23 protein-coding genes are annotated in these 23,818 nt (G+C 63.1%); 12 read left to right on the top strand and 11 right to left on the bottom strand.

Going from position 1 to position 23,818, the window contains the following annotated elements; translation table 11 throughout:
- Positions 1–413 precede the first annotated feature (413 nt).
- Positions 414–1,910 (top strand): sugar transferase, encoded by a 1,497-nt coding sequence (locus AAE021_RS10645; protein ID WP_342022311.1) that lies wholly within the window; start codon positions 414–416, stop codon positions 1,908–1,910.
- A 55-nt stretch (positions 1,911–1,965) separates the two neighbouring features.
- A complete protein-coding gene (locus AAE021_RS10640; RefSeq protein WP_342022310.1) occupies positions 1,966–2,469 on the top strand; it encodes an adenylyltransferase/cytidyltransferase family protein in 504 nt (167 codons plus the stop codon).
- On the opposite strand, the gene AAE021_RS10635 is transcribed toward AAE021_RS10640, so the two are convergent.
- The gene (locus AAE021_RS10635; protein WP_342022309.1) at positions 2,429–3,130 is read right to left on the bottom strand and encodes a glycoside hydrolase family 16 protein; all 702 of its coding nucleotides are present in this window, start codon (positions 3,128–3,130) and stop codon (positions 2,429–2,431) included. The genes AAE021_RS10640 and AAE021_RS10635 overlap by 41 nt on opposite strands.
- 457 nt (positions 3,131–3,587) lie before the next feature.
- On the opposite strand from AAE021_RS10635, the gene AAE021_RS10630 reads away from it, so the two are divergent.
- Genes AAE021_RS10630 through AAE021_RS10620 form a run of 3 tightly spaced genes read left to right on the top strand, consistent with a single transcriptional unit; the run spans position 3,588 to position 5,391 of the window.
- Positions 3,588–4,379 (top strand): Wzz/FepE/Etk N-terminal domain-containing protein, encoded by a 792-nt coding sequence (locus AAE021_RS10630; RefSeq protein WP_342022308.1) that lies wholly within the window; start codon positions 3,588–3,590, stop codon positions 4,377–4,379.
- A complete protein-coding gene (gene pssD, locus AAE021_RS10625; protein WP_342022307.1) occupies positions 4,379–4,828 on the top strand; it encodes a PssD/Cps14F family polysaccharide biosynthesis glycosyltransferase in 450 nt (149 codons plus the stop codon). The genes AAE021_RS10630 and pssD overlap by 1 nt, the downstream gene beginning before the upstream one ends.
- Before the next feature lie 2 nt (positions 4,829–4,830).
- Positions 4,831–5,391, top strand: a complete 561-nt coding sequence (locus tag AAE021_RS10620) for a glycosyltransferase (RefSeq protein WP_342022306.1) — start codon at positions 4,831–4,833, stop codon at positions 5,389–5,391.
- Here AAE021_RS10620 and AAE021_RS10615 read toward each other — a convergent pair.
- From AAE021_RS10615 to AAE021_RS10590, 6 genes are all read right to left on the bottom strand, one after another.
- Entirely contained in the window at positions 5,356–6,921 is a 1,566-nt protein-coding gene (locus AAE021_RS10615) for a lipopolysaccharide biosynthesis protein (RefSeq protein WP_342022305.1), read from the bottom strand. The genes AAE021_RS10620 and AAE021_RS10615 overlap by 36 nt on opposite strands.
- Positions 6,918–8,195 carry an O-antigen ligase domain-containing protein gene (locus AAE021_RS10610; protein WP_342022303.1) on the bottom strand — a complete coding sequence of 426 codons (1,278 nt, stop codon included), beginning with the start codon at positions 8,193–8,195 and terminating at the stop codon, positions 6,918–6,920. The genes AAE021_RS10615 and AAE021_RS10610 overlap by 4 nt, the downstream gene beginning before the upstream one ends.
- Positions 8,196–8,209: 14 nt before the next feature.
- A complete protein-coding gene (locus AAE021_RS10605; protein WP_342022302.1) occupies positions 8,210–9,157 on the bottom strand; it encodes a glycosyltransferase family 2 protein in 948 nt (315 codons plus the stop codon).
- Positions 9,154–9,948 carry a CDP-alcohol phosphatidyltransferase family protein gene (locus AAE021_RS10600; RefSeq protein WP_342022301.1) on the bottom strand — a complete coding sequence of 265 codons (795 nt, stop codon included), beginning with the start codon at positions 9,946–9,948 and terminating at the stop codon, positions 9,154–9,156. Before AAE021_RS10600 ends, AAE021_RS10605 begins: the two co-directional genes overlap by 4 nt.
- 19 nt (positions 9,949–9,967) lie before the next feature.
- Positions 9,968–12,811 carry a fibrinogen-like YCDxxxxGGGW domain-containing protein gene (locus AAE021_RS10595; protein ID WP_342022300.1) on the bottom strand — a complete coding sequence of 948 codons (2,844 nt, stop codon included), beginning with the start codon at positions 12,809–12,811 and terminating at the stop codon, positions 9,968–9,970.
- Positions 12,812–12,878: 67 nt separating this feature from the next.
- Positions 12,879–13,253 carry a hypothetical protein gene (locus AAE021_RS10590; RefSeq protein ID WP_342022299.1) on the bottom strand — a complete coding sequence of 125 codons (375 nt, stop codon included), beginning with the start codon at positions 13,251–13,253 and terminating at the stop codon, positions 12,879–12,881.
- On the opposite strand from AAE021_RS10590, the gene AAE021_RS10585 reads away from it, so the two are divergent.
- The 7 genes from AAE021_RS10585 (at position 13,252) to AAE021_RS10555 (ending at position 19,110) form a co-directional block, all read left to right on the top strand.
- On the top strand, positions 13,252–13,383 hold the full coding sequence (locus AAE021_RS10585; protein WP_342022298.1) for a hypothetical protein: 132 nt from the start codon (positions 13,252–13,254) through the stop codon (positions 13,381–13,383). The genes AAE021_RS10590 and AAE021_RS10585 overlap by 2 nt on opposite strands.
- A 626-nt stretch (positions 13,384–14,009) precedes the next feature.
- Positions 14,010–15,326, top strand: coding sequence for a cysteine desulfurase (locus AAE021_RS10580; protein ID WP_342022297.1), 1,317 nt, complete (start codon positions 14,010–14,012; stop codon positions 15,324–15,326).
- Entirely contained in the window at positions 15,327–15,812 is a 486-nt protein-coding gene (sufU, locus tag AAE021_RS10575) for a Fe-S cluster assembly sulfur transfer protein SufU (protein ID WP_342022296.1), read from the top strand.
- Between the two features lie 121 nt (positions 15,813–15,933).
- Positions 15,934–16,071 (top strand): hypothetical protein, encoded by a 138-nt coding sequence (locus AAE021_RS10570; protein WP_342022295.1) that lies wholly within the window; start codon positions 15,934–15,936, stop codon positions 16,069–16,071.
- A gap of 36 nt (positions 16,072–16,107) precedes the next feature.
- The gene (locus tag AAE021_RS10565; protein ID WP_342022294.1) at positions 16,108–17,091 is read left to right on the top strand and encodes a hypothetical protein; all 984 of its coding nucleotides are present in this window, start codon (positions 16,108–16,110) and stop codon (positions 17,089–17,091) included.
- 69 nt (positions 17,092–17,160) lie between these two features.
- On the top strand, positions 17,161–18,237 hold the full coding sequence (locus tag AAE021_RS10560; protein WP_342022293.1) for a hypothetical protein: 1,077 nt from the start codon (positions 17,161–17,163) through the stop codon (positions 18,235–18,237).
- A complete protein-coding gene (locus AAE021_RS10555) occupies positions 18,238–19,110 on the top strand; it encodes a hypothetical protein (protein WP_342022292.1) in 873 nt (290 codons plus the stop codon).
- 12 nt (positions 19,111–19,122) lie between these two features.
- Here AAE021_RS10555 and AAE021_RS10550 read toward each other — a convergent pair whose 3' ends face one another.
- From AAE021_RS10550 to AAE021_RS10535, 4 genes are all read right to left on the bottom strand, one after another.
- Positions 19,123–19,311, bottom strand: coding sequence for a hypothetical protein (locus AAE021_RS10550; RefSeq protein ID WP_342022291.1), 189 nt, complete (start codon positions 19,309–19,311; stop codon positions 19,123–19,125).
- Between the two features lie 341 nt (positions 19,312–19,652).
- Positions 19,653–20,237, bottom strand: a complete 585-nt coding sequence (locus AAE021_RS10545) for a peptidase (protein WP_342022290.1) — start codon at positions 20,235–20,237, stop codon at positions 19,653–19,655.
- A 233-nt stretch (positions 20,238–20,470) separates the two neighbouring features.
- The gene (locus tag AAE021_RS10540) at positions 20,471–22,357 is read right to left on the bottom strand and encodes a DUF4012 domain-containing protein (protein ID WP_342022289.1); all 1,887 of its coding nucleotides are present in this window, start codon (positions 22,355–22,357) and stop codon (positions 20,471–20,473) included.
- Between the two features lie 39 nt (positions 22,358–22,396).
- Positions 22,397–23,761, bottom strand: coding sequence for a sugar transferase (locus tag AAE021_RS10535; RefSeq protein WP_342025381.1), 1,365 nt, complete (start codon positions 23,759–23,761; stop codon positions 22,397–22,399).
- Between the last annotated feature and the right edge of the window lie 57 nt (positions 23,762–23,818).

Below are 23,818 nucleotides of genomic sequence, written 5' to 3'. Positions count from 1 at the left end.
AGTCGCCGCCATTCTCCAAACCAAGTAGGTGCAGGTATATCTCCCGCAAAGGGGGAAATCGATCGGGGGATTCGGGTAAGCATTACTCGTGCAGGCGCTAATAGCCACTTCTAGTCTTTGGTGTGTTGATTGTTTTGCGAGGAATTCAGGCGGCCAATAATTGTCAGCCATGTGGATTTTCTCCGGTTTTCCGGAGTTGATTTTCCACATATTTCAATAGCCTGTTCCCGCGAATAATCTTCCGGCGCCATTGGCGCCGGTCCCCCGAGCGGGGTCGACGGCGTCGAAGCCTCTTGAGACCAAGGCTTCCCCCCAGCCGTCGTCGGCCCCTTCGGAAGACTCTGAGCTTTGAGGGGGCTCTGATGACCGAAGTAAAAGATGCCGGGTTCCGCTTGGATCTCCTACGGCCTGCGATGCCGGTACAAGCACCGATTCAGTTTCCGAATTTCAAGATTTTCCGGCCGGCCGCGCGGCCCGCCTCCAATGACAGCCGCCGCTCTGCAAACCGCTACCGGCGCATCCTGCTCGCGTTCGACGTCGGAGTCCTGACAGCCGCCGTCGTTGTTGCCCATCTGGTCCGCTTCGGCACAGCTGCCGAATACATGCCGGCTGGCGGAGGGCATATCCCGTACCTCGTTGTGTCGGGCTGTATCTGGGGTGCCTGGCTGACGTCGCTGAGTGTCCACAGGTCCCGTGACGTGCGGATTGCCGGCACCGGCGCGGACGAATACAAACGGGTCATTACTGCCACGGTGACCGTGATGGGGCTGATCGCGATGTTCTGCCTGGTTTTCCAGCTGGACATCTCCCGGGGCTTTTTTGCCCTGGTGTTCCCCCTGGGGCTCGGGGGCCTCCTCGCCTGCAGGTTCCTGCTGCGCCGGTGGCTCGCAGCCCAGCGCGCCAAAGGCCGCTACCAGTCACGGGTGATCATTCTGGGCAGGGCCAGGGATGTGCGCTACGTGGCCAGCCAGATCCAGCGCAGGGACGGCGCCGGATATCAGGTGATCGGTGCCGCGCTCAACAGCCCCGGCCCCGCCGAGTTGGGGATCAACGGCAAACCGATTCCCGTCGTAGCGGACCGCAGCACAGTGGTGGACGCCGTGCGCCGGCTGCGCGCGGACGCGGTGATCGTGGCCGGGCCCATGAAGGGCGGCAGCGGCTACGTGCAGGAACTGGGCTGGCAGCTGGAGGAAACGGCCACCCAGCTGATTCTCACCACCGGCCTGACCAATGTCGCCGGGCCGCGGATCCATTCCCGGCCGGTCGAGGGACTTCCCCTGATGCATGTGGAGCTTCCGCAGTACACCGGTCTCAAGCATGTCCTGAAACGGGGATTGGACCTGGTGCTCTCTGCCGCTGCCCTGATTGTGCTGGCCCCGCTCTTCCTCACTCTCGCCGTGCTGATCCGGCGAGACAGCCCTGGTCCGGCCATCTTCGCCCAGGAACGGGTGGGCCGTGGGGGAGAAACGTTTGTGATGTACAAGTTCCGGTCCATGGTGGAGTCCGCCGAAACCGATCTGGCCGGACTCCTTGAGGGCAATGAAGGCTCCGGGCTGCTGTTCAAGCTCAGGAACGATCCGCGGGTCACCTCTGTTGGCCGCTGGATGCGCAGGTACTCCCTGGATGAGCTGCCGCAGTTCTGGAATGTGTTCCTGGGCCACATGTCGCTGGTTGGCCCCCGGCCGCCGCTGCCCTGCGAAGTGGCGCAGTACGGCAACCGGGTGCACCGCAGGCTCTACATCAAGCCCGGCCTGACGGGCATGTGGCAGATCAACGGGCGCTCCGAACTCAATTGGAAGGACGGCGTCCGCCTGGATCTCTACTACGTCGAAAACTGGTCGCTTACCGGCGACCTTCACATTCTCTGGCGAACGGTGCAGATGCTCCGCCGGCCAGTGGGGGCGTACTGAGCTCCTCCCGACAAAAACACCAGTCCACAGCATGAGATATTCGAAGGGAGGGGCAATGGATGTCCGTATTGGCTATGCCGCGGGTGCCTACGATCTTTTTCACGTTGGTCACCTGAACATCCTCCGCCAGGCCAGAGCACATTGCGATGTCCTCGTGGCAGGAGTGGTATCCGATGAAATCTGCCTGGCGACCAAGGGCAGGCTTCCCGCAGTGCCCCTGCAGGAGCGCATGGAAATCCTGCGGCATATTTCACTGGTGGACAGCGTGATCAGCGAAACGTCGACAGATCGACTGGAAGCGTGGCGGGAGGTCGGGTTCCACATCTTTTTCAAGGGTGATGACTGGAAGGGTACAACTAAGGGCGCCTTACTGGAGCAGCAGTTCAGCACAGTGGGCGTTAAGGTGGTCTACTTCCCGTACACGGTCCATACCTCAAGCACTATCCTGCGCAGGGCCCTTGCGGCTCTAAGTACCGGGGAGCAGGAGCGTGCGGCCCCACTCTCGGCTCCGGAGGCCATCATCCCTCGTCGTAGCGCCAAACTCGCACGTAATCAATGAGGAACTCTGCTTCATCTGCCGTGATATCCGGATTAACCGGGTCCGGGAAACCCCAATATTCAGAGCCGTACTGCAGGTTCAGGCGCATGTGGAAGGGCACCCCGGTTTCGAAGGCGCCAACGTAGCCCGGGTGGTCGGTCCGGTCCACGCTCATGTAGGGCCGCCCGTCCATTGACCATTCCATGCCTGCGGGGGTCCATTCCACCGCCCAAACATGGAACTCACTGTGCAGCTCTTCGACGGAGGGTGTCCACCCGGTGGTTTTGTTGTCACCTGACTGGTCGAAGTGAAGTGATGCTTGAGTCTTGTCGGCAGTGAACATCCCGAAGGGGGCGGAGTCCGCTGTCCCATAGGCTTCCATGATGTCGATTTCTCCGGGAGCACGTGAATCGTCCGGACGAAGCCAGAAAGCGGGCCAAATGCCCTGGGACGTTCCGGGCGGCAGCGGTAGTTTCGCCCGGATTTCCCAGCGGCCGTATTTTTGGGAAAAGGAGTCGGCGCTGTCGACGTATCCGGTGACGAAGTGGCGCTCTCCCTCCACATCGGAATCCGGCGCCCTCCGGCCGGTAATGGTAAGCAGGCCGTTGCCCACGGTGACCTGCCGCCGGCTCAGGATGGCACGGTCGTAGCTGAGGGAGCCGTGGGTGGCATGGTCACGCACTGTCCACTGCCTTAATCCCCCATCGAATTCGTCGCGAAAAACAGGAGCGCCCCACCCGGGAAGCACATCGCTGTCAGACTCGTCCGCCGATGAGGAGCCGGGGGTGGCCGGCGTCGTGGAGACCGGAGCAGCGCTGTGCTCCGGGTCCGCAGGCGGAGGGGCGGATCCCTGGCAAGCAGCCAACCCCAGCACCAGGACCGCAGGAAGCATCAATGCGGGAAAACGGCGCAACCCGGAGTGGGATCGATGGGATGAATTCATCATATTGCCTCCATTTTATCCTCCTATTCCTTATATGGAGAGTCCTACTCAAGTAAACCCAAGGTGAACCAAGTGTTTATGGTGAAAAAGGCAAGCATGTGGTTCGCACTATTTCCATATTTACGCGTGTGGGTTGGCGTGGCTAACTTTAGGATCATTTTCAATGATGCGCCATTGTTTAGCTGGGGAGATATGAATGATCACCAAAGAACAGGATCCTGTTGTCGAGATAGGCGACTTTATAACCATCATTGCCCGCCGCTGGAAGCTTGTCCTGGGGACGAGCCTGGTATGTGGGGCCCTTGGGGCCGGCCTTGGAGCGGCGGTACCTGCCACCTACTCCGCAAGCGCGGCTTTGACTGTTGCGCCGCTGACCACATCACCGTTTTCCTCGTCCCAGCAGCAGGTCAACATGGCCACGGAGCGCGAGGTGATGGCCTCACGGGAAGTTGCGTCCATCGCCGCGGAATCGGTGGGGGACTCCGCAGCCGAGGACCTGATGGGTGATACCTCGGTGGCGGCGCCGTCGGGCTCCCAGGTCTTGAAGGTGACTGTGAGGGATGCTGACGCGAAAAAAACTGCCGCCCGAGCCAACGCCCTGGCAGAGGCCTACCTGTCGTTCCGGACTCAAGGTGCTGAAGATGTTGCCAAAGGCCAGATTGCCGTGCTGGAGCAGAAGATTGAGGAATTGACGTCGGAGGCAACAATCTCCGCGGGTGACATGGCGGCTTTATCTTCCCTCCAGGAGCAACTGACATCGCTCAGATTGGTCGGTGAGGTCCCCGGACGCGTCATTTCGCGCGCCACCGTTCCGGGTGAACCAGCGTCCCCCGGCACTCCTGTCATCGTGACCGGAACCCTGGCATTTGGTCTGTTGGCCGGTTGTGGGCTTGCGCTAGGACGTGAACGCAACCGCCGTCTCAGGAGGGACGGCTCTTCTTCCTCCACGAGGTCACCAGCGCGGACAGCCGGCGGAGGAATTTCCTGATGAGGATTATGTTCGTGTCGTCGGGCGGGGGACATCTCGCTCAACTTCTTCCGTTGCAGCCCTGGTGGAAGGATCACGCGAGGGAGTGGGTTACGTTTCGGCAGCCGGAGGTGGAAACAGCACTGGCCGGAGAGGATGTCACCTGGTGTTTTTTCCCCACCACCCGCAACGCGCGGAACGCGGTTCGGAACCTGTTCCTGTCCTGGCCCACCCTGAGGCGGTTTCGTCCTGATGTGTTGGTTTCGGCCGGGGCCGGTGTCAGCGTTCCGTTTTTTATCACGGCCCGGCTGCTGGGAATCCGCACTGTCTATATCGAGTGCTTTGATCGGATCACCATGCCGACATTGAGCGGACGCATCTGTTATCCACTGGCGGATGCCTTCTGTATCCAGTGGGAAGAGCAGCGGGAGTTTTACCCCGAAGCCATAAACATTGGACCACTGCTGTGACTATGACAAACACGAAAATCATCGTTTCTCTCGGCACTGACTTCCACCGCTTCGATCGGCTAGTCGATTGGATCGACGACTGGCTTGACTCCCTTGAGTCGCCGCCGTCCTGCATTGTCCAGCACGGCGCCAGCCGGATCCCGCGGGTGGCGCAGGGTATTGACCGCATGCCCCGGCAGGATCTGCTGAACCTGTATCGGCAGGCGGACCTCGTGGTCGTCCAGGGCGGTCCCGGATCCATTCTGGATGCCAGGGAAACCGGGCACATTCCCGTGGCCGTGCCGCGGCGTCCTGAACTCGGTGAAGTGGTGGACGCTCATCAGCTTGCCTTTACCCGGGTTATGCACCGGCAGGGGGAAGCTGTCATGGCTACCAGCCTGGAGCAGTTGATTGAGGCGGGAACCGCAGTGCTGCAGGATCCGGCGGGAAGCCGAACGGCGCCCCGGCAGCCGGGCGGCGCGGCGGCAACGGCACGGCTGGAGCATGTCTTCGCGGAGCTGGGGTCAGCTCGGCGGCAGGGCATGATGTTACGGCGCGCGCGGCACGCGTGGCTTCGTCAGTAGGGCACTCAGCCCCAGCGGTTGCCGCAGCAGCACCAGAAGCCCCGCATAGACTGCACCGCCGCCTATCAGCATGATGAGCAGGGCAGTAAAGGTGGATCCTGCCGTCTGACGCACGATGAGGCCACCGATGCCGAAGACAGCAAGCGCAAGTGAAGCCGGGAGGCAGATTTCGCGCATCCTGGTTCCAATACCCAGGAACTTCCGAACCTGGAACGTGGCCAGGCCCACGTCCACCAGGGCGGCGGCCGCCCAGGCAACGGCAGCGCCCGTAAGTCCAAGGACCGGAAGCAGCAGGATATTCAGTCCCACCGCAGTAACCAGCGCTGCGGCCTTGTTCAGCAACTGCCAGCGGCTGCGTCCTGACATGAGAAGGACACTTTGGACCCCACCAGCGGTAACAACTATCAGCATGGCTGCTGCGCTAACCGCAAATACCGGCGCACCATTCTCGAAATCGGGGCCGAAGAAGCGCAGCACGGGCTCCCCGAAGAGGATAAACACCAGATACAGCGGCCAGGCCCCCAGAATTAGCAGCCGGGTTATCGAGTTGAACAGCTTGCCTGCAGCGCCTGTGTCGCCCACGGCGAGGCTTTCGCTGAGGGATGGACCGGAAACAATCCGTGCAGTGTGGTCGAGCATCGTACCCAGACGTATACAGCGATTGATGACACCAAAGACGCCGGCCGCTGCTGGTCCAAGCAGTATCGCAACTGCAAGGACTCCGACCCATTCCAACAGGACCTCTATCCCGGCGCTAACGCCTCGAGCACTGGAAAAAGACCAGAATGACCGGCGTGATGGGGGAGAATCCGGCCCAGCAGGGGATCCTGTCCCGGTTCCGTTCAGCGCCTCGGTCTTGGCTGAGGCCCGCTGGGGGACCAGGCTTTGGCGCAGAGACAGCGACGCCAGCACAACCACTATCAGCAGCGGCAGCACCCAGGCCGCCGCCAGCAGGTGCACCGCTGCCCCGGCAAGGACTGCCGCGCCCAAGGCTCCAAGCCGCAGCACGGGGAGCACCAGATTCTGCAGGACAGCAAACCGAACCACGCGCCGGCTGCCCCGCAGGGCACCGAAGAGCACTGCGAGAACGGTGCTGAACAGGACAAACGGAGCGGCGACGCGGATACCGGCTGCGGCGTCGGACCCCGGAAGCCACCGCTCCGACAAATCCGGAGCGATGATCCACAGCGCCACCCCGACGCACACTGACACCACGATGACGGGGATCAGAGCCGCTCTCAGCAGAGCCGGGCCGTCATCCCACCGGCCCCGGGCGCGGCTGGCTGACAGGAACCGGACCAATCCGGTGTCCGCGCCCAGCGTGCAGACGGTGGTGAGAATGGCGAAACAGGCAGTGATTTGAAAGAACGTTCCCGTCCCGTCCGCGCCCAGCAGATTTCCGACCATGAGCGTTGTGCCGAACGCCAGCACGGAACCAGCCATCACCAGCAGGAAGGACAGCGTTCCGGTCCTGGCGAGTGTGCCGTGTGTCCCAGCTGGACTCAGCCCGGCCTGTACTGGAACGCTCATCCGGGAACCGGGAGATAGCGCTGGCGCAGCAGCAAGGCCACCACCAACAGGACCACGGTCAGTTGCATGACATCAAATCCGTAGAACGGGATGATGGCCAAAGCCGCAACCGGCACGCTGTGAAGCCACAGACCGGCCATGGAAGTCACCTGCCAGGTCCTGGCAACAGCGCTGATCAAAAACCAAAGGAACAGCCCCAGCCCCACCAAACCGTAGGAGAACATGAGCATCCACAGGTATCCCTGCGTCCCCAGCGATACACCGATCGTCTCTTCCATTCGCGGGGTGGCATGGCCGAGCAGCGGGTGCTGGAGAGTGGCCTGCCACGTTTGGCGGTACAGGTTGAGCCGTCCTCCCGTGCTGTCGCTGTAGAGCTGTCGATCCAGGATTTCCTGGACGGCACCGGACCGAACCAGTACCGCGGCGGCGAATACCAGCACAACAGCAACGGCGGTGACGGTCCCCATCCGTCCCTGAAAGAACAACCGGATAAGGACATAGGCGACAGCAGCCAGAAGCCCCACAAACATCCCCCGGTTGCTGGTCTCCAGGGCAGGCCACAGCGAGAGAACGGCGCCCAGAAGCAGGGCCGCCTTGGCTGCTCGACGACGGGCCAGGCAGACGGCAGCGAAAACCACCGGGGTGAGGACAACGAACATGACGCCCCAGCTGTTGGCGTACGGAAAAGGCGCGGACGGGCGGTTGAACGGTTCGGGGGACCCCCACGGCTGCTGGACCTCGGCCAGAGGCGGAAAGACAAGGTCGTAAACCAGCGAGTTCTGGGTCAGGAAATTCGGCAGGAGCATTCCCACCGGGGTATTTAGGCGGAAATCAGGGAAATGGATTGCCGCAATTCCCAGCACCGTGATGGTCACCCACAGGGCCAGCAGTCCCGCTAATATCCTCCGCGCGGGCAAATTGGACGCAGCATTAATGACGTAGAGCATGAACACTCCGACAGCCAGCAAATTGCCGGCACGCTGTCCGTAGGCCAGGAGCGAGGTTGCGGAATCCAGGCTAACTGCCGCAGCGGCAACCCACGCCAGGAAGGCGAACCACGGAAGGATTCCCGGCACCAGGACAATGCCGCCGCGGACCGCCATCAGTGCGGCCATCACCCCGGCAAGCAGGATGGGAGCGAAAGGGCTTGCGCCGGCTGCCCACCAGAAGGGGAAGCCGAACAGCAGAACCATCAGGGGCCAAGCCGGCAGCTGCCGGGCGACGGGTGAAAGGCCGGCCTCCGTGCCTGGCTCCGACGCCTGACGGGAGAGCACGGCGGCCCTTCCCCTCACAGTCCCCGTCCCCACTTTTGGGTGAGTGCGAGCAGCGCTTCCGCTGACACGGCTCCCGTCCCCACCAGCATGGCCGCATAGGCCCTCAACTGTGCAGGGTCGCGCCGCAGTGAGCTGCGCGCCCAACGCCAGGCTTCCCGGCGCCGCCCCAGGGCAGCGTGTGCGAAGGCGACTTGTCCGGCAATTCGGGCGGTGCCTGAGCTGCTGGAAGCGAACTCCGGAAATTTCTGCAGCAGGTATGTCAGGCCAGCGGCCAGCATTTCCCAGTGCCCGGCGAACATCGAGTGTCTGCCCCAGCGCACGGAAACCAGAGCTGTCTGGACCGACCGGATGTGCCCGAACCGGGCGGACCGCAGCAGCAGGTCGTAGTCCTCCCCGTAGGAGGCCGGAAGGTCCTCGTCGACAAGCCCGTATCTGCCGGTTAGGTCCTCCCGGCGGAACAGGAGCGACGAGGGATGGATCTCCGACACCCGGGACCGCAGGAACTGCCTAAACGTGACCGTGGGAGGGGGTATTCGGGTGGTGATTTGGCCTTCGGCGGAGATGCTGACCCCGGCTGCCACAGCTGCGGCGGCAGGATCTTTCTTCCATGCGGCGAGCTGGAGGGAGAGCTTCCGCGGATGCCACTCGTCGTCGTCGTCGCAGAACGCCACGTAGGAGCCGCTGGCGGCCAGTATCCCGGTGTTCCGGGCGCCGGCCAGGCCAGGCGTCCTGGTGTTTTCCAACGTAATCAGGGACCGCAGCGGCGGAACAGCAATGTCTGTCAGGGATTGGGCCCGCACCCGGTCAAACACCACGAGGACCTCCACCGGTCCGGGGTACTCCTGCGCCAGTGCGGCACGTATCGCCTGGCGCAGAAGCCCGGGCCGGTCCACAGTGGCGACGACAACGCTGACGGTATCCAGGGTTGAGGGGGCGGGGCGGGCGAGACCGGGAATGTTCACAGCGGAGCTTCCTTACTGATCGAGACCAAGGCGCGGTATTTACGCCGCATGGAGGCAGCGCTGGCGACGAGATTGAGCAAAAACAGGCCTCCGTAGGCCGCGTAGAACACCGGAGGCATTCCCCACAGCAGGAAGACCCAGCAGAGCGACCCCGCGTCCGTGGGCAGCAGCAGGAAGGACCGCAGGGGCCCCGGTCCGGACACGGTTGGTCCTACGTCCCGCCGGGCCTCCGGCGAATCCCGGCGCTGGCGCACTAACTGTTCGGCAAGGATCTGGCTCATGAACTGGCCGCAGGACAGCAGGCAATACAGGCCGGGAAGCAGCAACACCCATGGCGGCAGGCTGGTGTAGGAAACCAGACCGGCCAGGACCGCCAAATGGATTGCGGGAGTGCGCACGGCATCCACCACGTGGTCCAGCCATTCGCCGGACGGGCCGCCGCGGCCAGTCACCCTGGCCACCTGCCCGTCCGCCGAATCCAGCACATACCCGGCAGCAAGCAGTCCCGCCGCACCCAGGCCCGACAGAAGGCTTGGAGGAAAGAGGAGCAGTATCAACAGCCCGGAAAGGGAAAGGACGGCGCTGGCGGCGGTGACTGTATTGGGAGACAGCCGCAGGACGACGGCGGCAGCCGCCGCAAAGCGAGCGAGCCGGCGGTTCACCCACCGGGTGTAGGCGGGTACACCGGCTCCGGGCTTTTGTGCGTGGTTGAGCAGGGCAAGGCAACCACGGAACGTCAGGGGCTCCGCTGGACGCCGGACGGCGGTGCCCGCCCCGTTCAGCTGAACCATGATTCCGAACCTCCCGGCATCATTTCTTCACGCTCACGGACGCCGTGAGGGCGAAGCTGGAAGAAGGCGTGCCGCGGTAATTTGAGTGCACCTCGGCGCTGATCACATTGGTTCCGGTGACAAAAGATGAGCCAGGCACCGTGACCACCACCGGTGCGGCCAGGGCAGCCGCGGTGCTGGGCGCGGCGGTGGCATAGGAGTTGTGGGTGATGGCGCCCGTGGGCATATTGGCCCTGGCCACTTCCTTTCCATTGACATAGACCACCACCCCGTCGTCCGCCCGGGTTGTCAGAGTCACCGAGGCCACGCGGGAAGCATCCGCCAGCTCAAAGGTTTTCCGGTAATGGCTGGAAAGCGGCTTGGTGCCCTCAGCCGCCAGCTGCGTGCCGAGGCCCGTGCTGCCCCAGCCCAGGGGTGCGGCGCCGCTGCTCCACGACGAATCGGCGAAGCCCACGCCCGTCCAGCCCGTGGGCGGCGCCTCGGTGCTGAAGCGGTACCGCCAGGCAGCATCTGCGGTGATGATCTGCTGATCGGGGGCCTGCGGGGCACTGCCGCCCGCCTTCACCGCCGTCGTCGCTGAGTAGTTTCCGGCGGCATCGGCCGCGCGGACAGCGTACCGGGCCCCACCCATGGCCGGCAGCGACATGCTGGTTGCGGTGGTGGTGGCGACCACCCGGTCGTTGCGGAGGACATGGTAGGAAGCGGGGGACCCAGCGGAAGCCGACCATGAGATGTTGTCGGCTCCTGCAGAACTGGAGACGGTGAATCCTGCAGGGGTGGCCGGGGCGGCGGCATCGACGGGGGCGAAGCGGGCGTATCCGCCTGACCATTGGCTGGCGCCAGCGGAAGTACTGGAGGACACCAAATCGCCTCCGGCCCACAGGACTCCGCGGCTGTCGACGAAAGCCGCCCAGACCCCGTACCCGGCGCGTCCTTTCAGAACAGGGTTGAAGGAGGGAATGTATTTTCCGGTGCCGGCATCCCACGCGCCGATGAGATTGATCTTGTCAGCGATTTCGAAGTCCGTTCCGACGCTGGGCCAGGTGGATGCCCCGCTGTAGTTCCAGTGACCGCAGTGGCAGGATCCGTAGACAATCCCGTTGGCATCGGTGACGTCCTGGAAATCGCCGCCCTGCAGGGTGATGTTCGTTGATTGGCGGGTCAGCGTTGCGGCGTCGAACCTGAAGAGGGAGTGCTGGGAACCTCCTACCCAGACTTGACCGCCGACTTCTTCGATGCCCTGCTGATATCCGCCACGCTCTGTGGAACTGAGTACGAAGTCCCATGGGGCCGCGGTAGCTCCGGCACCAGTGCTCACGGCGGCGGCGCGGTTGGTATTTGAGGCATTCGACGTTGTGAAGTAACCGGCTGCGTAGAGCTGCTTGCCGTTGGCCCCGGGATCCACGTCCACGACTGTCCCGTTGAAAGCGGGGTTCCACGTACTGTCCGGTTTTCCGTCCGCGACGGCCACTCGTGCCGCGGAACGGGCGTACACCGGCGAGGTGCCCGTACCACCCGTCAGATGCGTGAAAGCTCCGCCCACGTACAACCAGCCGTCTTTTACCGCCAGCGTGCGGATCTGCACTGCCCCGCCGGTCACCCGGTTTTCCACGCCTACGCGCCAGCCTGGGACGGCGGCGCCGGTACCGGGGTTGATGACGGCGACAGAGCCGGTTGCTGCACCGTTGAGGGTGGTGAAAGTTCCGCCGATGGCCAGGGTGCCGTTTGGCAAGACGGCCAGGGCCTTCACCTGCCCGTTCAGTTTCGGTCGGAAGGTGGAAATCCACTGCCCGGAAGCGACGTCGAAACCAGCCAGATACGGCTGCTCCACCCGGCCGGTTCCGGCTTTGTCCTGCTGGACGTACTGAAAGTTTCCGGCCACGTACACCACGCTGCCGATTTGGGCGAAGGCTTGGACCTCCGTATTGAGCTCACCGGTGCCGCTGGCCAGCCCGGTAACGCCCCAGGAAGTGGCCAGCGCGCCGGTTTCCGGACGGGCCTGCTGGGTGAAGCCGGGAGCACCTGCTGCGGGCAGTGCGCTGAACCCCGCAGTGGCCTGGGTGATCTTGGGCCGAAGGTACATCTGGGTGAAGGGGCGGGGGTTGCCTGCCGTGGCAGTGCTGGACCAGATGTAGCTCGTGGCGGTGTTTTCACCCCGGGCCTGGCTGCCGTAGGCGAAGCCCTGTGTCCAGCCCTGCGCTTCGGCCTCGGTGGTTACCACCCGCTGATAGCGCTGGTCTGTACCGAAGCTTGAGGTTTTTCCGCCGGAGAAGGTTGTGGAGTCGAAGCTGCCGGAGGTGACAGGGGTCGCCGAGCCAATGGCCCAGGACCACCGGGGCTGGTTAGCCGTTTTGTAGCGGGTTTCCTGCCAGGTGCTCCCGGATGTGTCCAACGCCCGGCGCAGGCGGATGCCATCATCCAGTTTGTCCGGGGCCTGACCGTTGAGCAGGCCATCGATCACGGTGGCCGAAAGCTGCCTGGGCGCAAAAGCAGCGGTTCCAGTGACCGTTCCGCGCACCTGCGCTGTGGTGCCCCGCCCCTCGTAGAGCTCCTTCCACCCTTCGCGCCCGCGCCCGATCAGGACCCAGCCTCCGCCGTCGGTGACCTGGTCGCAATAAAACTGTTCCGGCGCCGCCATGGACGGTGTCAGGAGCCAGTACACGCCCGACGCCAGGGAGGGGTTTGTCTGTTTGATCTCCCAACAGGACGCTGCAGCCGCTGCAGCGGAGGACCCGTTGGTCGCCGGTGCCGGTTCAGCCGTGTTGCCCGGCAGCGCGGTTCCGATGCCCGCAGCGACCATCAGAGCGGTAAGGGCCGCGCCCAGCCGGAGGCGCCGGTGCCTGTTGCGGTGCTGCTGATTCATGGTTTTCCTTCGCCGATAGTGGGCCGGTGCGGGGATTCAGTGCGGGAGGTGAAGTGAAGGTGCGAACTCAACAGGCGGGGTCATCGGGAAAGCTGTGGGAAACGACGAGCCACGTGCCGTTCTGCTCCTGGAGGTCATAAAAATTCAAGGCGGTGCGGGTGCCCGGGGCAGCCGCGGCAACCAGGATCTGACCGTCCTGGTCCTTCAGCTCCACGGCACTGGAGTCAACACAAATGGAAACGCGCCGGAGCGCCACGCCCCCGGCCTCCACGTTCTCGATGCCTTTCACCTCCAGCTCGGGAGTTCCCTTGAGGGTCCAGTTGTTGTCCTGGAATTCCTCAAACTGGGCGGCCAGCTCTCCCAGCGCGGATCCTGTGGCTATTGCGGAGAAGTCGGGAGTTGCTGCGCGGTCCGCCTCCGCCGGCGGGACTTCCACTGTCATGGACGCCGCGGTATCGATGAAGCTCAGCACGGTGTCCCGTGCCGGTGGCGGAAGCTCCGCTGCCTCGGCGGCCCAACGCTCGGTGCGCGATGACGCCGGACTCTGCGATGGGGCGGGCGAGCTGGCCTGAGGCGCAGACGGCGCAGACGGCGCAGACGGCACGGAGGTGGACGGCGGGGAGGGGAGCGTGGATTCTGAACCCCCATCATTGTTGCTGCCGGGCTTAACGCCGGCCTGTTCCCGGTCTGACTTCGCGGATGCGGGCGTGTCTCCGGCCTGTCCTGCATAGCTCACGGCTGCGACGGCCAATATGCCCGCGGCAGCCAGAAGCAAGGCGGTGCGGCGGAATCGTCGGACTTTTCGGGTCGGACTGGAGTTACTGTCTGGTGGCTGGGACATGAGTTCCTCGACATCTTTGAGACCAATGCCCTGACCATAGGGAGGCAGCGGACAGGCTAAAAGGGTGTTTTTGCACGTCAAGAGGGAACTGGGAAAAAAGTGAGTGGGGTGTTCCAGGTAAACACCAGTAGTCACAGGCATCCGCGGCATGGCGCCGGGGAGTGGTCGCGAGTACTTTTCCAGTAGCCCGCCTACCGCCGGGAACCCGCCCGGGAAGTGCCAGCCCGCCGCCGTCGTCCGCCAACTAAGGCCGGACTCAGGTGCGCTCGCGGCCACACAGTGGGATGATTAGCACAGACTTATGTGGCGTAATGCAGATTACCCGCGCACACCGACGGCCAGCCAAGGAGTTTTCCCGTGCCTGTGGTTTCCACCCCCGATACCCTCAAGCCCGCAGTGGAGCTGATGGACAACGCCGAGGTCCTGCGCATCCGCAATGACTTCCCGATCCTTCACCAGCAGGTCAACGGCCATCCGCTCGTCTACCTGGACTCCGGCGCCACCTCGCAGAACCCGCTCAGCGTGATCGAGGCCGAGCAGGAGTTCTACGAACAGCGTAACTCCGCCGTACACCGCGGCGCGCACACCCTGGCGGTGGCCGCCACCGATGTGTACGAGGACGCCCGGGCCAAGGTGGCCCGGTTCGTGAACGCCCGGCCCCATGAGATTGTCTGGACCTCCAACGCCACCGAGGCCATCAACCTGGTGGCCTACTCCTTCTCCAATGCCTCGGCCGGCCGCGGGGGAGAGGCGGCCCGCCGCTTCGCGCTGGGCGAGGGCGACGAAATCCTCGTCACCGAAACGGAGCACCACGCCAACCTGATTCCCTGGCAGGAGCTGGCGGCGCGGACCGGGGCTACGCTGCGGTTCATTCCAGTGGACGACGACGGCGCGCTGCGGCTGGAGGAGGCCGAGCGGCTGATCACCGGGCGCACCAAAATCGTGGCGTTCACGCACGCGTCCAACGTGCTGGGCACCATCAACCCGGTGGAAACCCTGGTGAGCCTCGCGCACAACGCGGGCGCGCTCGTCGTGCTCGATGCCTGCCAGTCGGTGCCGCACCTGCCCGTGGACCTCAAGGCACTGGACGTGGATTTCGCCGCGTTCTCCGGCCACAAGATGCTCGGCCCCACCGGCATTGGCGTGCTGTACGGCAAGGCCGAGCTGCTCAACGCGATGCCGCCGTTCCTGACCGGCGGCTCGATGATCACCACAGTGACCATGGAAAAGGCCGAGTACCTGCCGGCGCCGCAGCGTTTCGAGGCCGGAACCCAGCGCATCTCGCAGGCCATGGCGCTGGGCACCGCGGTGGATTACCTGCAGGAAACCGGTATGGACCGGATCCACGCGTGGGAGGCCACCCTCGGCCAGCGGCTGGTCTCGGGCCTGGAAGCGATTGAGGGCATCCGAGTGCTCGGTCCCCGCGCGGGCGTGGAGCGGATCGGGCTGGCGGCGTTTGACGTCGACGGCGTCCACTCGCACGACGTCGGCCAGTTCCTGGATGACCAGGGCATCGCGGTGCGCGTGGGTCACCACTGCGCGCAGCCGCTGCACCGCCGGCTGGGCCTGGTTTCCACCACCCGCGCCAGCACCTACCTGTACAACACCACCGACGACGTCGACGCGTTCCTGAACGCGGTGGCCGGCGTGCGTCCGTTTTTTGGAGTGAAGTAAATGAGCGCCGAGCTGCAGCAGCTGTACCAGCAGATCATCCTGGATCATGCCAAGGCCCGGCACGGCGCCGGGCTGGCGGAGGTTCCGGCCGGAGCGAAGTCGGGGGAGAGCCATCAACTGAACCCCACCTGTGGTGATGAGATCACGCTGCGGGCCGTGCTGGCCGCTTCCGCGGGGGATTCTGCCGCGGGAGCCGACGGCGGTGCCTCCGTGGAGGGCATCAGCTGGGAGGGGCAGGGGTGTTCGATTTCGATGGCGTCGGCCTCGGTCCTGACCGATCTGGCCGCCGGGCTGCCCCGGGACGAAATCATGGCGCTGGTGGATAACTTCCGCGAGGTGATGCGCTCCCGCGGCACGGTGGAGGCGGATGAAGAGGTGCTCGGCGACGCCGCCGCGTTCTCCGGCGTTTCCCGCTATCCGGCCCGGGTCAAGTGTGCGATGCTCGCTTGGGTCGCACTGGAGGAAGCACTGCTGGCGGCCAACTAACGCTGAGGCGGTTCGGGCCGTGACAGGCCCCAATAGTGCCGCCGGACACGTAATACCGGGGCGCAAAACGAGTATTCGCCACCGTTCCACCCGATGCTGACGTGACCATACGTTCGAGCGTATGGACACACCTGCCCCCACGAGGGAATGGCGCCGGAAGCGCTACCGCCGGAGCCGCCGCGACTGGATGACTCTCACCGGATTGGCCCTGCTGGCCGTTATGACGGCAGTGGTGGTGGCAGCGGCTTTTGCCCGCTGACCATGAGCTAAACCTGCCAGTGCAGGGCGCACCGCCGTGTCTCCGAAAGCCGCGGTGGCGCGGCCCGTAGGCTGGCGGGATGGAAAAACCACGCACTGCGGCACTGATCTGATGGGTCTCCTGAGCTTCCTCCAGACCAAGAAAGCAGCCAAGAGCACGGCCGCGGCCGACGCCGAGGCGTGGGTGGCGAACGTAAGCGCGGCCCTGCCGGGTGCACAGGTGTCGGTGGAGAGCTGGGCCGGCCGCCGGTACGCCGACTACGGCGTGTTCAACAGCTACACGGTGCAGGTCCGCGGGAACCGGAGTGAGTTTCCCGCCCTGGCCGGCCGGCTGGCGGCGTCGATCGATGCCCTGCGCAGCGGTGACCGGCTGAACCTGCAGATCGCGGAAGCGGAGGCACCTGGTGCCGTGTACTCCCGGCTGCTGCTTGCCGGGGAAAACCGGGAGCGGTCCTGGGTGCATTTCCTCGTACAGACACATGATGCACTGGCAACACATATTCCGGGGGAGTCCCTCCTGATTGACGGAGTGAGCGGACGTTTCACCGTCATGGCAGTGACCCGCGGGGAAGCTGTGCCCACGGCACAGGCACTGATCTCCTGGTGGGAGGATCTGTTGGTTGCCGAGCTCGAGCGCTGGCCGCTGACCGGACTCTCGCTGGAGATCGGCGGCGGGCATGACGACCCGGAGATCAGCTACACCGTGGATTTACCGGGGTCACTTGATGAGGATGGTATGGAGCTGGAAGGGCCCGCGGTGCCGTTGCCGGCGGCCGGAATGCGGGAGCGGATTCGTTTGGCTGTTGCGGCGTGGACGGGCGGCCTTGCAGATTTGGACGCCGCGACCGCACTTTCAGTGCGCCCCGGTTACGCCCTGGAGTTCGAGTTCCGGCTGCCTGCGCCCGCGCCCCGGCTGGCCGTCCTGGAACGGGACACCGGCGTCTGGAACCAGGAGGAAGCGGTCCGGATGGTGGCGGCGATCAGGGCCCGCAATCCGGCGTCGGGACTCCGCACCTCCTAAAGCGGAAGCCGCCGGCCGCCTGCCCGTGTTGCCGCCGGCACTTCCCCGGAAGCCCCGTACGCTTGCGGGATGACCAGCCACCTTGATACCTCCGTCTTCCGCGAGCCAGTGCCCGCGGAGGAGATCACCGCCCAGAAAGCCACCGGCATCGCCGGGATCATGACGGGGTCCAGACTGGCCCTGGCCGGGTTCGCCGCCGCCTGCCTGGCCGTCTGGCTGGTCTGCTCCATGGGCATCGCCGCAGCGGCAGTGGATTCCTTTAACCTGGACGTCTCCGCGCTCAACGTGGGATCGGGAATCTTCCTGGCCGGAGTTCTCGCCGCCGCCGTCGGGTTCCTCGTCCAGGGCCGGGTGGAGGATCCGCGGATTGCCGCAGCAAAGCTGAAGCGGTTTGTGCAGCGGAACGGACTGTCCTACAAGGCGGACCCCAAGCTTCCCAAAATTGATGCCACCATCTTTGGCGAGGGTCACCACCCGCAGTCCTGGAAGCGGTTCCGGAACGGACCCGCGCAGCCCATTCCCTTTGAAGTGGCCCATTTCTCCTACCGGACCGGGCCGCTGCCCCGGAACCGGAACGACCGCCCGTCGATCACCACCTGGACCTACGCCGCTCTCACCGCGGACCGCCGGATGCCCCGGATGCTGCTCGATGCCAAAAACGGTGATCCCTGGTTCGGCTCCAGCGTGCCGGTGAGCCTGGCGAAGTCGCAGGAGGTTCCCCTGCCGGAGGACCTGAACCGTGACTTCACCTTGTACGCGCCGGAAGGGCATGAGACGGCGGCCCGAGCCGTCTTCACTCCGGAGGTGCTGCGCCGGCTGCTGGCGGAGGCTCCCGGGTTCGACGTCGAAACCGTGGACAATTCCATCGTCTTCTTCGCCCGCGGAGAACTGGATTTGAGCAGTGAAGACACCTGGGAACGCCTCTCGCGGCTCATCTTCGGGCCCGGTGCCGACCTGGTGGGACTGGCCAACGGCCCGGGGTCAGCGCAGCGGTTCGCCAGCGGTGCCGCGCAGACGCTGCCCCCGGGCAGCCAATCGCTGAAACGCCGCACCATTACTCCCGCCCTGCTCTGGACGGTGGGCGGCTTCGCCCTCCTGGTCCTGGCACGGGTGCTTCTGACCGGACCACTGAACGGACTGATCTAAATGGGACTCTTCGATGTTTTTTCGCCGGCCAAACGAGCGGAAAAGGCCAGCGCGGAAGCTGCGGTAACTGCTCTGACCGCCGAACTGACGTTCGCCTTGCCCCGCGAGGCGCAGATCACCGCGGACTCCTGGAGCGTTGGCTTCACGACATATACGGTGACGCTGCCCGGCACCCGCCGGGAGCTGCCCCTTGTGGTGTCCCGTCTCAGGGAAGCGATCAACGCGCTGGGCCGCACCGATGATTTGGAGCTGCGCATCGCAGAGTCAACTGAATCGGAGGCGCGCTATTCCTCGCTGCGGATTACCGGGAAGAACCGGGACCCGGAGGTGCTGGACTTTCTCGTGCGCACGCATGAGGAGCTGCTGGCGCTGTTCCCGGGGGAGTCGGTGCTGGTGGACGGCTCGTACGGCTGCTTCACGGTGAGCGGCGTGGAGCGCGACGACGCCGTGCCCGCCGCCCGGCGTCTGGTTACCTGGTGGGAGGGCATGCTGGCCGCGGACCTGGGGGACTGGCCCATTTCCGAGATTGAGCTGACGATCGGTGGTACTGCCGAGGATCCGGAGATCAGCTATTCCGTGGCGCTGGATGAGCCGGAGGACGACGCCGACCCAGCCTCGGTGCCGCTCGGGGAGAAGCAGCAGGAAGCCCGGCGGGCGGTAACCGCCTGGACGGAGAGCCTGCCTGATCTGGAGGCCCTGGCGAAGGTGCGGGCCCGTTCCGGCTATGCGGCGCGGTTCAGCTTTACTCCCACCAAGTTCAAGCCGCGGCTGCTGGTGGAGGATCTGGAAACCGGTGACGAGGATGAGGACGAAGCGGCCGAGGTGGTCGCGGCCATCCGGTTCCACCATCCCGCGTCAAAGGTTAAGGTCTAGGCTGCCTTGGAGTTAGGCAGCCTGTGTGACGTCGTCGGCTGATACCGGGGTGGAGCCGGCCAGGGTGGAGGGCTGCACTGCGGTGTCCAGCGGTGCCTTGGTGGCGGCCGGTTTTGCGGGCTGGTTATGGCGGCGGGCCACCCGGACGGTCACTATGCCGCCGATCAGGCCCACCAGACCAATGGTCGCCCAAATGATCATGCCTGTGCTGGCAAATACACCGTAAGGCACTGCCAAGACTGATGCTGAGAACAAGAATTCCCCCAGGAATTGATGGTAAAACGAGACCGCATCACCCAAGGAGTGGACGAGCTTCATGATAATAGCAAACGGTTGGCGCTTCCACATTCACGCGAAGTTAGCGCAATGCTCCTATCCGGGTCATTGCCATGGTTGACGTGATTACGAGTTCAGTTGTGTCGGCCGCCCCGGTCGTCGATGGATTAGGAAATACAGACAGAAAAGAAGGCAGGAGGGACGGAACCCGAAGGCCCCATCCCTCCTGCCAGAAAAATCTTTTTAGCTAGTTGAAGGAATACCCGTTAGGCATTCTTACGGCGTGCAACTGCAACAGATGCAACGCCGGCGCCGAGGGCTAGGACTCCCGCAGCTCCCCAGAGCAGCATTGCGGAGTCGGCACCCGTGTCTGCCAAATTGTTGTCGTCGGCTTCAGAGCCGCCGTTGTCTGACCCATTGCCGGAGCCGCTGCCGTCGCCAGCGAAGGCAGGATCGACCGATACTGCGGCTGTAACAACTTTTCCGGACTCCAAGCCTGTGGCTGTCAGCGTGTAGGTGCCTGCCTCGCCCAGCGCCACATTAGTGGTGAAGTTACCGCTGGCGTCAGCATTCGTAGTAAAGCTGTTCACTACCTCCGCCAAGACAATCACACCGTTGAGGCCGCTACCCGGAACTACAACCGGGGTATTGGAGTAATCAACTGTGACGCTAATGGCCTCGCCAGGAGTGAAACCGGACCCGCTGAACGCCACGGTAGCACCGGGAGCAACCGTAGCGTCGCTGACACCGCCGGGAGTGGGTGCCGGGTAGTTGTCGACGGCGTTTGCTGCGCCGGCGCCGAAGAAGGCCAGCGACCCGGCCAAAACGAGTGCGGATGCGGTTTTTTTCATATGAGACTCCCCATGCAATTGATAAAAGACTGTCTTGGTTTGGATTCACCAGGTGCCCGCTGAAGACCCATGGAATCCATTTGGAACTTCGAAATCTATAGCTCTTCCGGGACCCTCCCCAGCACCGGATGCGGCTTTTCCACTACTTCTATCCAGTGGAAACGCTCTTTACGGTAACAGGTCTCTGGGGGAGTTCCAAGCGGGCTGTGGTATGTAATTTGCTGTTAACAAACTCAACGGCAGTTGGCCATCTTCGCAGGGAGGACAACTTTGTCAGTCGATTCGAGACCCGGTGTCACTTGGAGCTTGGGTACGGAATCCTGAACGACTTGGGAAAACACCACATCCAACTCCGCCGTTTCTCCTGGTGCCAATTCTAGGGGCACCGTACCTACCGGTCTCTGGCCATGTTTACCCGCCCCAATCGGTACAGATTGTCCGTTCACACTCGCAGTCTCTGCAAATGCTTGTACTGGACCGTAAAAAACATAATTGGTCCGAATATAACCGGGCTCCACACCGTACACTCCGCGGCCGGTGACATAGGCAGGAAGTATCGTTGCAGCGTCGCTCGGCGCATTGTTGGTCACTGTCATTCGTACGGTGTAGCTGCTGTATCCGTCCGCTTGACACGTCTGTAGGAGTTGCGCGGTGCGTGAGGCATAATAGTCCATTTTCGCGCCGGTACCGTCGTTGAGATAGACGCCAAAGGATGCTCCTCCCGCGGCCGTACCCACGACGGAGCCTGCCAGGGCCGTAGTCGCAATAATCGACTGTTCGTCCGGGCGGCTGGACCACAGATAGAGACGGTGCTCCTCGGCGCTTGAGGTTAGAGCTTTTATCAGTTCGGAGCTGTCGGCCTTGCCTTCGGTAAAGGCGGCGAAAACTTGACCTGCTACCGCCGAGAAGTACGCATCCTGTGCGGCCGGATCCTCGATTTCGCTGTAGACATCGGAGAGGAGTGTGGAGACAACGTTGTCATGGGTCAGTGATGATGGAAGGGAAGTTCCCGCGATGAGGTGGAGAATCTGGGGGTCCGTCAGAACCACCGGTCCGGTGGCTTTTAGAAGGTAACTAAGCACCACAGGATCAAGGGCGATTACCCCATCTACAACCTGTTTCTCATGACGTCCTTCCCACATTCGCTTCGCTGTAGAAGCAGCCGTGGGGAAGTCCGGTGTTAGATTAACGTTCTGCATTTGGGTTCCAAGGCGACCGGTGTAAAGCGCCGTCTGCTCTGGGTCCACATCGATGGAGGGTTTGAAAGCTCCAAGAGCACTTGCGCTACTTTGCTCTCCTAAAATAATTTGTCCACCATTTGTTTTTAGGACGGCCAAGGCGCCGGGAATGCCTCCAGTGGCCCTGGTCTCTGCACTATTCTGCACGAGAACCAGGTAGGTCCGAGGATCCTCCGCGCCAAGCATGGAGGGCAAGAGCTGAGCGCCAGAAGCGGCGGTCCCTAGGACATCACTTGCTTCTCTAAGTTGCTCAGTAGCGGAACGAATCGGGTCAGCAACTTGTGGCATCAGGGTAGAAAGATCGATGGAGACTAGACGCTCGTGGGAAAGCTTGACTGTGTTTCGCGCCGTTACGAGGCTTGGGGCTGCTTCTTGCAGCTGAGTGACATCAATATGACCGCCAGAAGGTGAGAGCGACTCCCAATCTAAGGAATCAAACTCTTTTAGCAGCGGCCCCACGGCTCCGGCCACCACATCATCGGCTGAGACAGCCACTTCCGTAACTGCACGTAAGTTCGAACCCACAAAAGGAAGAATAGAAGCGACCTTCCAAAGGGGACCAGTCGCGTCCGTCCTCGCTGCGGATGCCTGTCTAGACATCGATTCGAAAGTTTCCAGCGCCTCTTCCTGGTTTCCGCTGTCAAGTTGGGCGCGTAGCTGTGAAACACTCCCCACCACTTGTTCTAGATTGCTCCGTACGGCCGAAACCTGATTTGCTAGGAGCAATCCGCATACGCCGACCACCAGGACGAGCACGCTCGATGCGACACCGAGTCTGAGAAGAATTTTGCGCCTCGGTTGTGACTGGTTCCGTTGCTTTGGACTGCGTGTATTTGGCAACGATTCTTTATGAGACGAGTCACTGTACTCGATATCGGTCATAGTTCAGCCTTTGTGCACTTAGGAAGAGTGGAATGAGCGCTAGAACGCGCCATCACGGGCCAGAACGGCTCGGAACGTCTTGAGCAGGATTGCTATGTCTCCGGCGATTGACCAGTTCTCCACGTAATAGAGATCCAGACGAACGGTGTCATCCCAAGAGAGTAGAGACCGCCCGCTGACTTGCCAAAGGCCGGTAAGCCCCGGGCGCACCATGAGGCGGCGGTGAACATGGCTCTGGTAGAGCTCCACTTCAGAAGGCAATGGGGGGCGAGGCCCTACAAGACTCATGGAACCGTTGACAACGTTGAAGAGCTGCGGCAATTCGTCAAGACTATAGCGTCGGAGGAAGCGGCCCGCTCTGGTGATCCTAGGATCCGCCTTCAGCTTGAACAAGACTTCATTGCCCTCGTTCTGGGCTCGCAGCGCTTCCAGACGCGACTCTGCATCGAGGACCATGGATCGAAACTTGTACATGTGAAAATACTGGCCGCGAGCCCCGACGCGTCTCTGCTTGAAGAAAACTGGCCCGGGAGAATCCAAGCGGACGATGACGGCGACAATCACTAGAACGGGGGAGAGCAGTGTTAGAAGCGTTAACGCCCCAGCTAAGTCGAAAACCCGTTTTAGCAGCCGCTGTCCGCTGCCCAAGTTTGGGGTAGAGACATGGATAAGAGGAAGTCCTGCCACTGGCTGCGTGCGAATCCGTGGGCCGGCGACGTCAGTCAGCGCAGGAGCCATGATCATTTTGACCTGCATATCAGCCAAAGCCCAACCGAGTTCCCGCACGACGCGCGGAGGTAAGGGAACACCGGTGGAAAGCGCTACTGCGTCTGGCTGAGCGATCCGCACTGCCGCTACTATCGATGCGACAGACGGATCGTGTCCGAGCACAGGGAGACCCAGAGACGGCGGCCCCACTGTGGCGCTTTCCAAGGCCCCAGGTAAATATGCGCCTATGGGGAGGTACCCGGCCATAGGCTGGCTGCGGAGGGCTTGGGCAAGATGTGCCACCCCATGGACGCCGCCAATGATCATAACCGTGGAACTGCTTGCGCCGACTCGTCGCTGGCTTCGCAAATAGCTACGGACCAGCATCCGGGCTACGAGTAGGGAGATAACCCCGGCTGGCAGGGCAAGCGCCACGTAGCCTCGGGCCGTGTCCAACTGAAACACATACGAAACAACTGCTACGAGTCCGAAAAGCCAGAACGAGGCGCTAAACAGTCGCTTGTATTCTTCCGGTCCGTGACCGAGGACTGTGGTTTCCCTGCTCCCCCATAACCCAAGCATGCACCACCAAACAGCAGAGAGAACGATGGTGACCAAAATGTACGGTTCGCCACCGGCAACGACCCACTCGCGACCAGTAACCGTACCAAATCGGAGGATTAGAGCGCCGGACATTGCCCAGAGGACGGCCGCGGCATCCGTCAGGGACAGGATGCGCCTGTAATCCCTACG

It is taken from the genome of Arthrobacter citreus (genome assembly GCF_038405225.1).
In the GTDB taxonomy this organism is placed as follows: Bacteria; Actinomycetota; Actinomycetes; order Actinomycetales; family Micrococcaceae; genus Arthrobacter_B; species Arthrobacter_B citreus_A.
Note: the sequence above shows the minus strand (reverse complement) of the source record. Positions and strands in the feature narration are given on the sequence as shown.

What these genes read in the sequence shown, in the direction of transcription:
- AAE021_RS10645 (WP_342022311.1), top strand. Translation starts at nt 414, where the DNA reads ATGCCGGTACAAGCACCGATTCAGTTTCCGAATTTCAAGATTTTCCGG.
- AAE021_RS10640 (WP_342022310.1), top strand. Translation starts at nt 1,966, where the DNA reads ATGGATGTCCGTATTGGCTATGCCGCGGGTGCCTACGATCTTTTTCAC.
- AAE021_RS10630 (WP_342022308.1), top strand. Translation starts at nt 3,588, where the DNA reads ATGATCACCAAAGAACAGGATCCTGTTGTCGAGATAGGCGACTTTATA.
- pssD (WP_342022307.1), top strand. Translation starts at nt 4,379, where the DNA reads ATGAGGATTATGTTCGTGTCGTCGGGCGGGGGACATCTCGCTCAACTT.
- AAE021_RS10620 (WP_342022306.1), top strand. Translation starts at nt 4,831, where the DNA reads ATGACAAACACGAAAATCATCGTTTCTCTCGGCACTGACTTCCACCGC.
- AAE021_RS10615 (WP_342022305.1), bottom strand. Translation starts at nt 6,921, where the DNA reads ATGAGCGTTCCAGTACAGGCCGGGCTGAGTCCAGCTGGGACACACGGC.
- AAE021_RS10600 (WP_342022301.1), bottom strand. Translation starts at nt 9,948, where the DNA reads ATGGTTCAGCTGAACGGGGCGGGCACCGCCGTCCGGCGTCCAGCGGAG.
- AAE021_RS10595 (WP_342022300.1), bottom strand. Translation starts at nt 12,811, where the DNA reads ATGAATCAGCAGCACCGCAACAGGCACCGGCGCCTCCGGCTGGGCGCG.
- AAE021_RS10585 (WP_342022298.1), top strand. Translation starts at nt 13,252, where the DNA reads ATGGACGCCGCGGTATCGATGAAGCTCAGCACGGTGTCCCGTGCCGGT.
- AAE021_RS10590 (WP_342022299.1), bottom strand. Translation starts at nt 13,253, where the DNA reads ATGACAGTGGAAGTCCCGCCGGCGGAGGCGGACCGCGCAGCAACTCCC.
- sufU (WP_342022296.1), top strand. Translation starts at nt 15,327, where the DNA reads ATGAGCGCCGAGCTGCAGCAGCTGTACCAGCAGATCATCCTGGATCAT.
- AAE021_RS10570 (WP_342022295.1), top strand. Translation starts at nt 15,934, where the DNA reads ATGGACACACCTGCCCCCACGAGGGAATGGCGCCGGAAGCGCTACCGC.
- AAE021_RS10560 (WP_342022293.1), top strand. Translation starts at nt 17,161, where the DNA reads ATGACCAGCCACCTTGATACCTCCGTCTTCCGCGAGCCAGTGCCCGCG.
- AAE021_RS10555 (WP_342022292.1), top strand. Translation starts at nt 18,238, where the DNA reads ATGGGACTCTTCGATGTTTTTTCGCCGGCCAAACGAGCGGAAAAGGCC.
- AAE021_RS10550 (WP_342022291.1), bottom strand. Translation starts at nt 19,311, where the DNA reads ATGATCATTTGGGCGACCATTGGTCTGGTGGGCCTGATCGGCGGCATA.
- AAE021_RS10545 (WP_342022290.1), bottom strand. Translation starts at nt 20,237, where the DNA reads ATGAAAAAAACCGCATCCGCACTCGTTTTGGCCGGGTCGCTGGCCTTC.
- AAE021_RS10540 (WP_342022289.1), bottom strand. Translation starts at nt 22,357, where the DNA reads ATGACCGATATCGAGTACAGTGACTCGTCTCATAAAGAATCGTTGCCA.
- AAE021_RS10535 (WP_342025381.1), bottom strand. Translation starts at nt 23,761, where the DNA reads ATGTCCGGCGCTCTAATCCTCCGATTTGGTACGGTTACTGGTCGCGAG.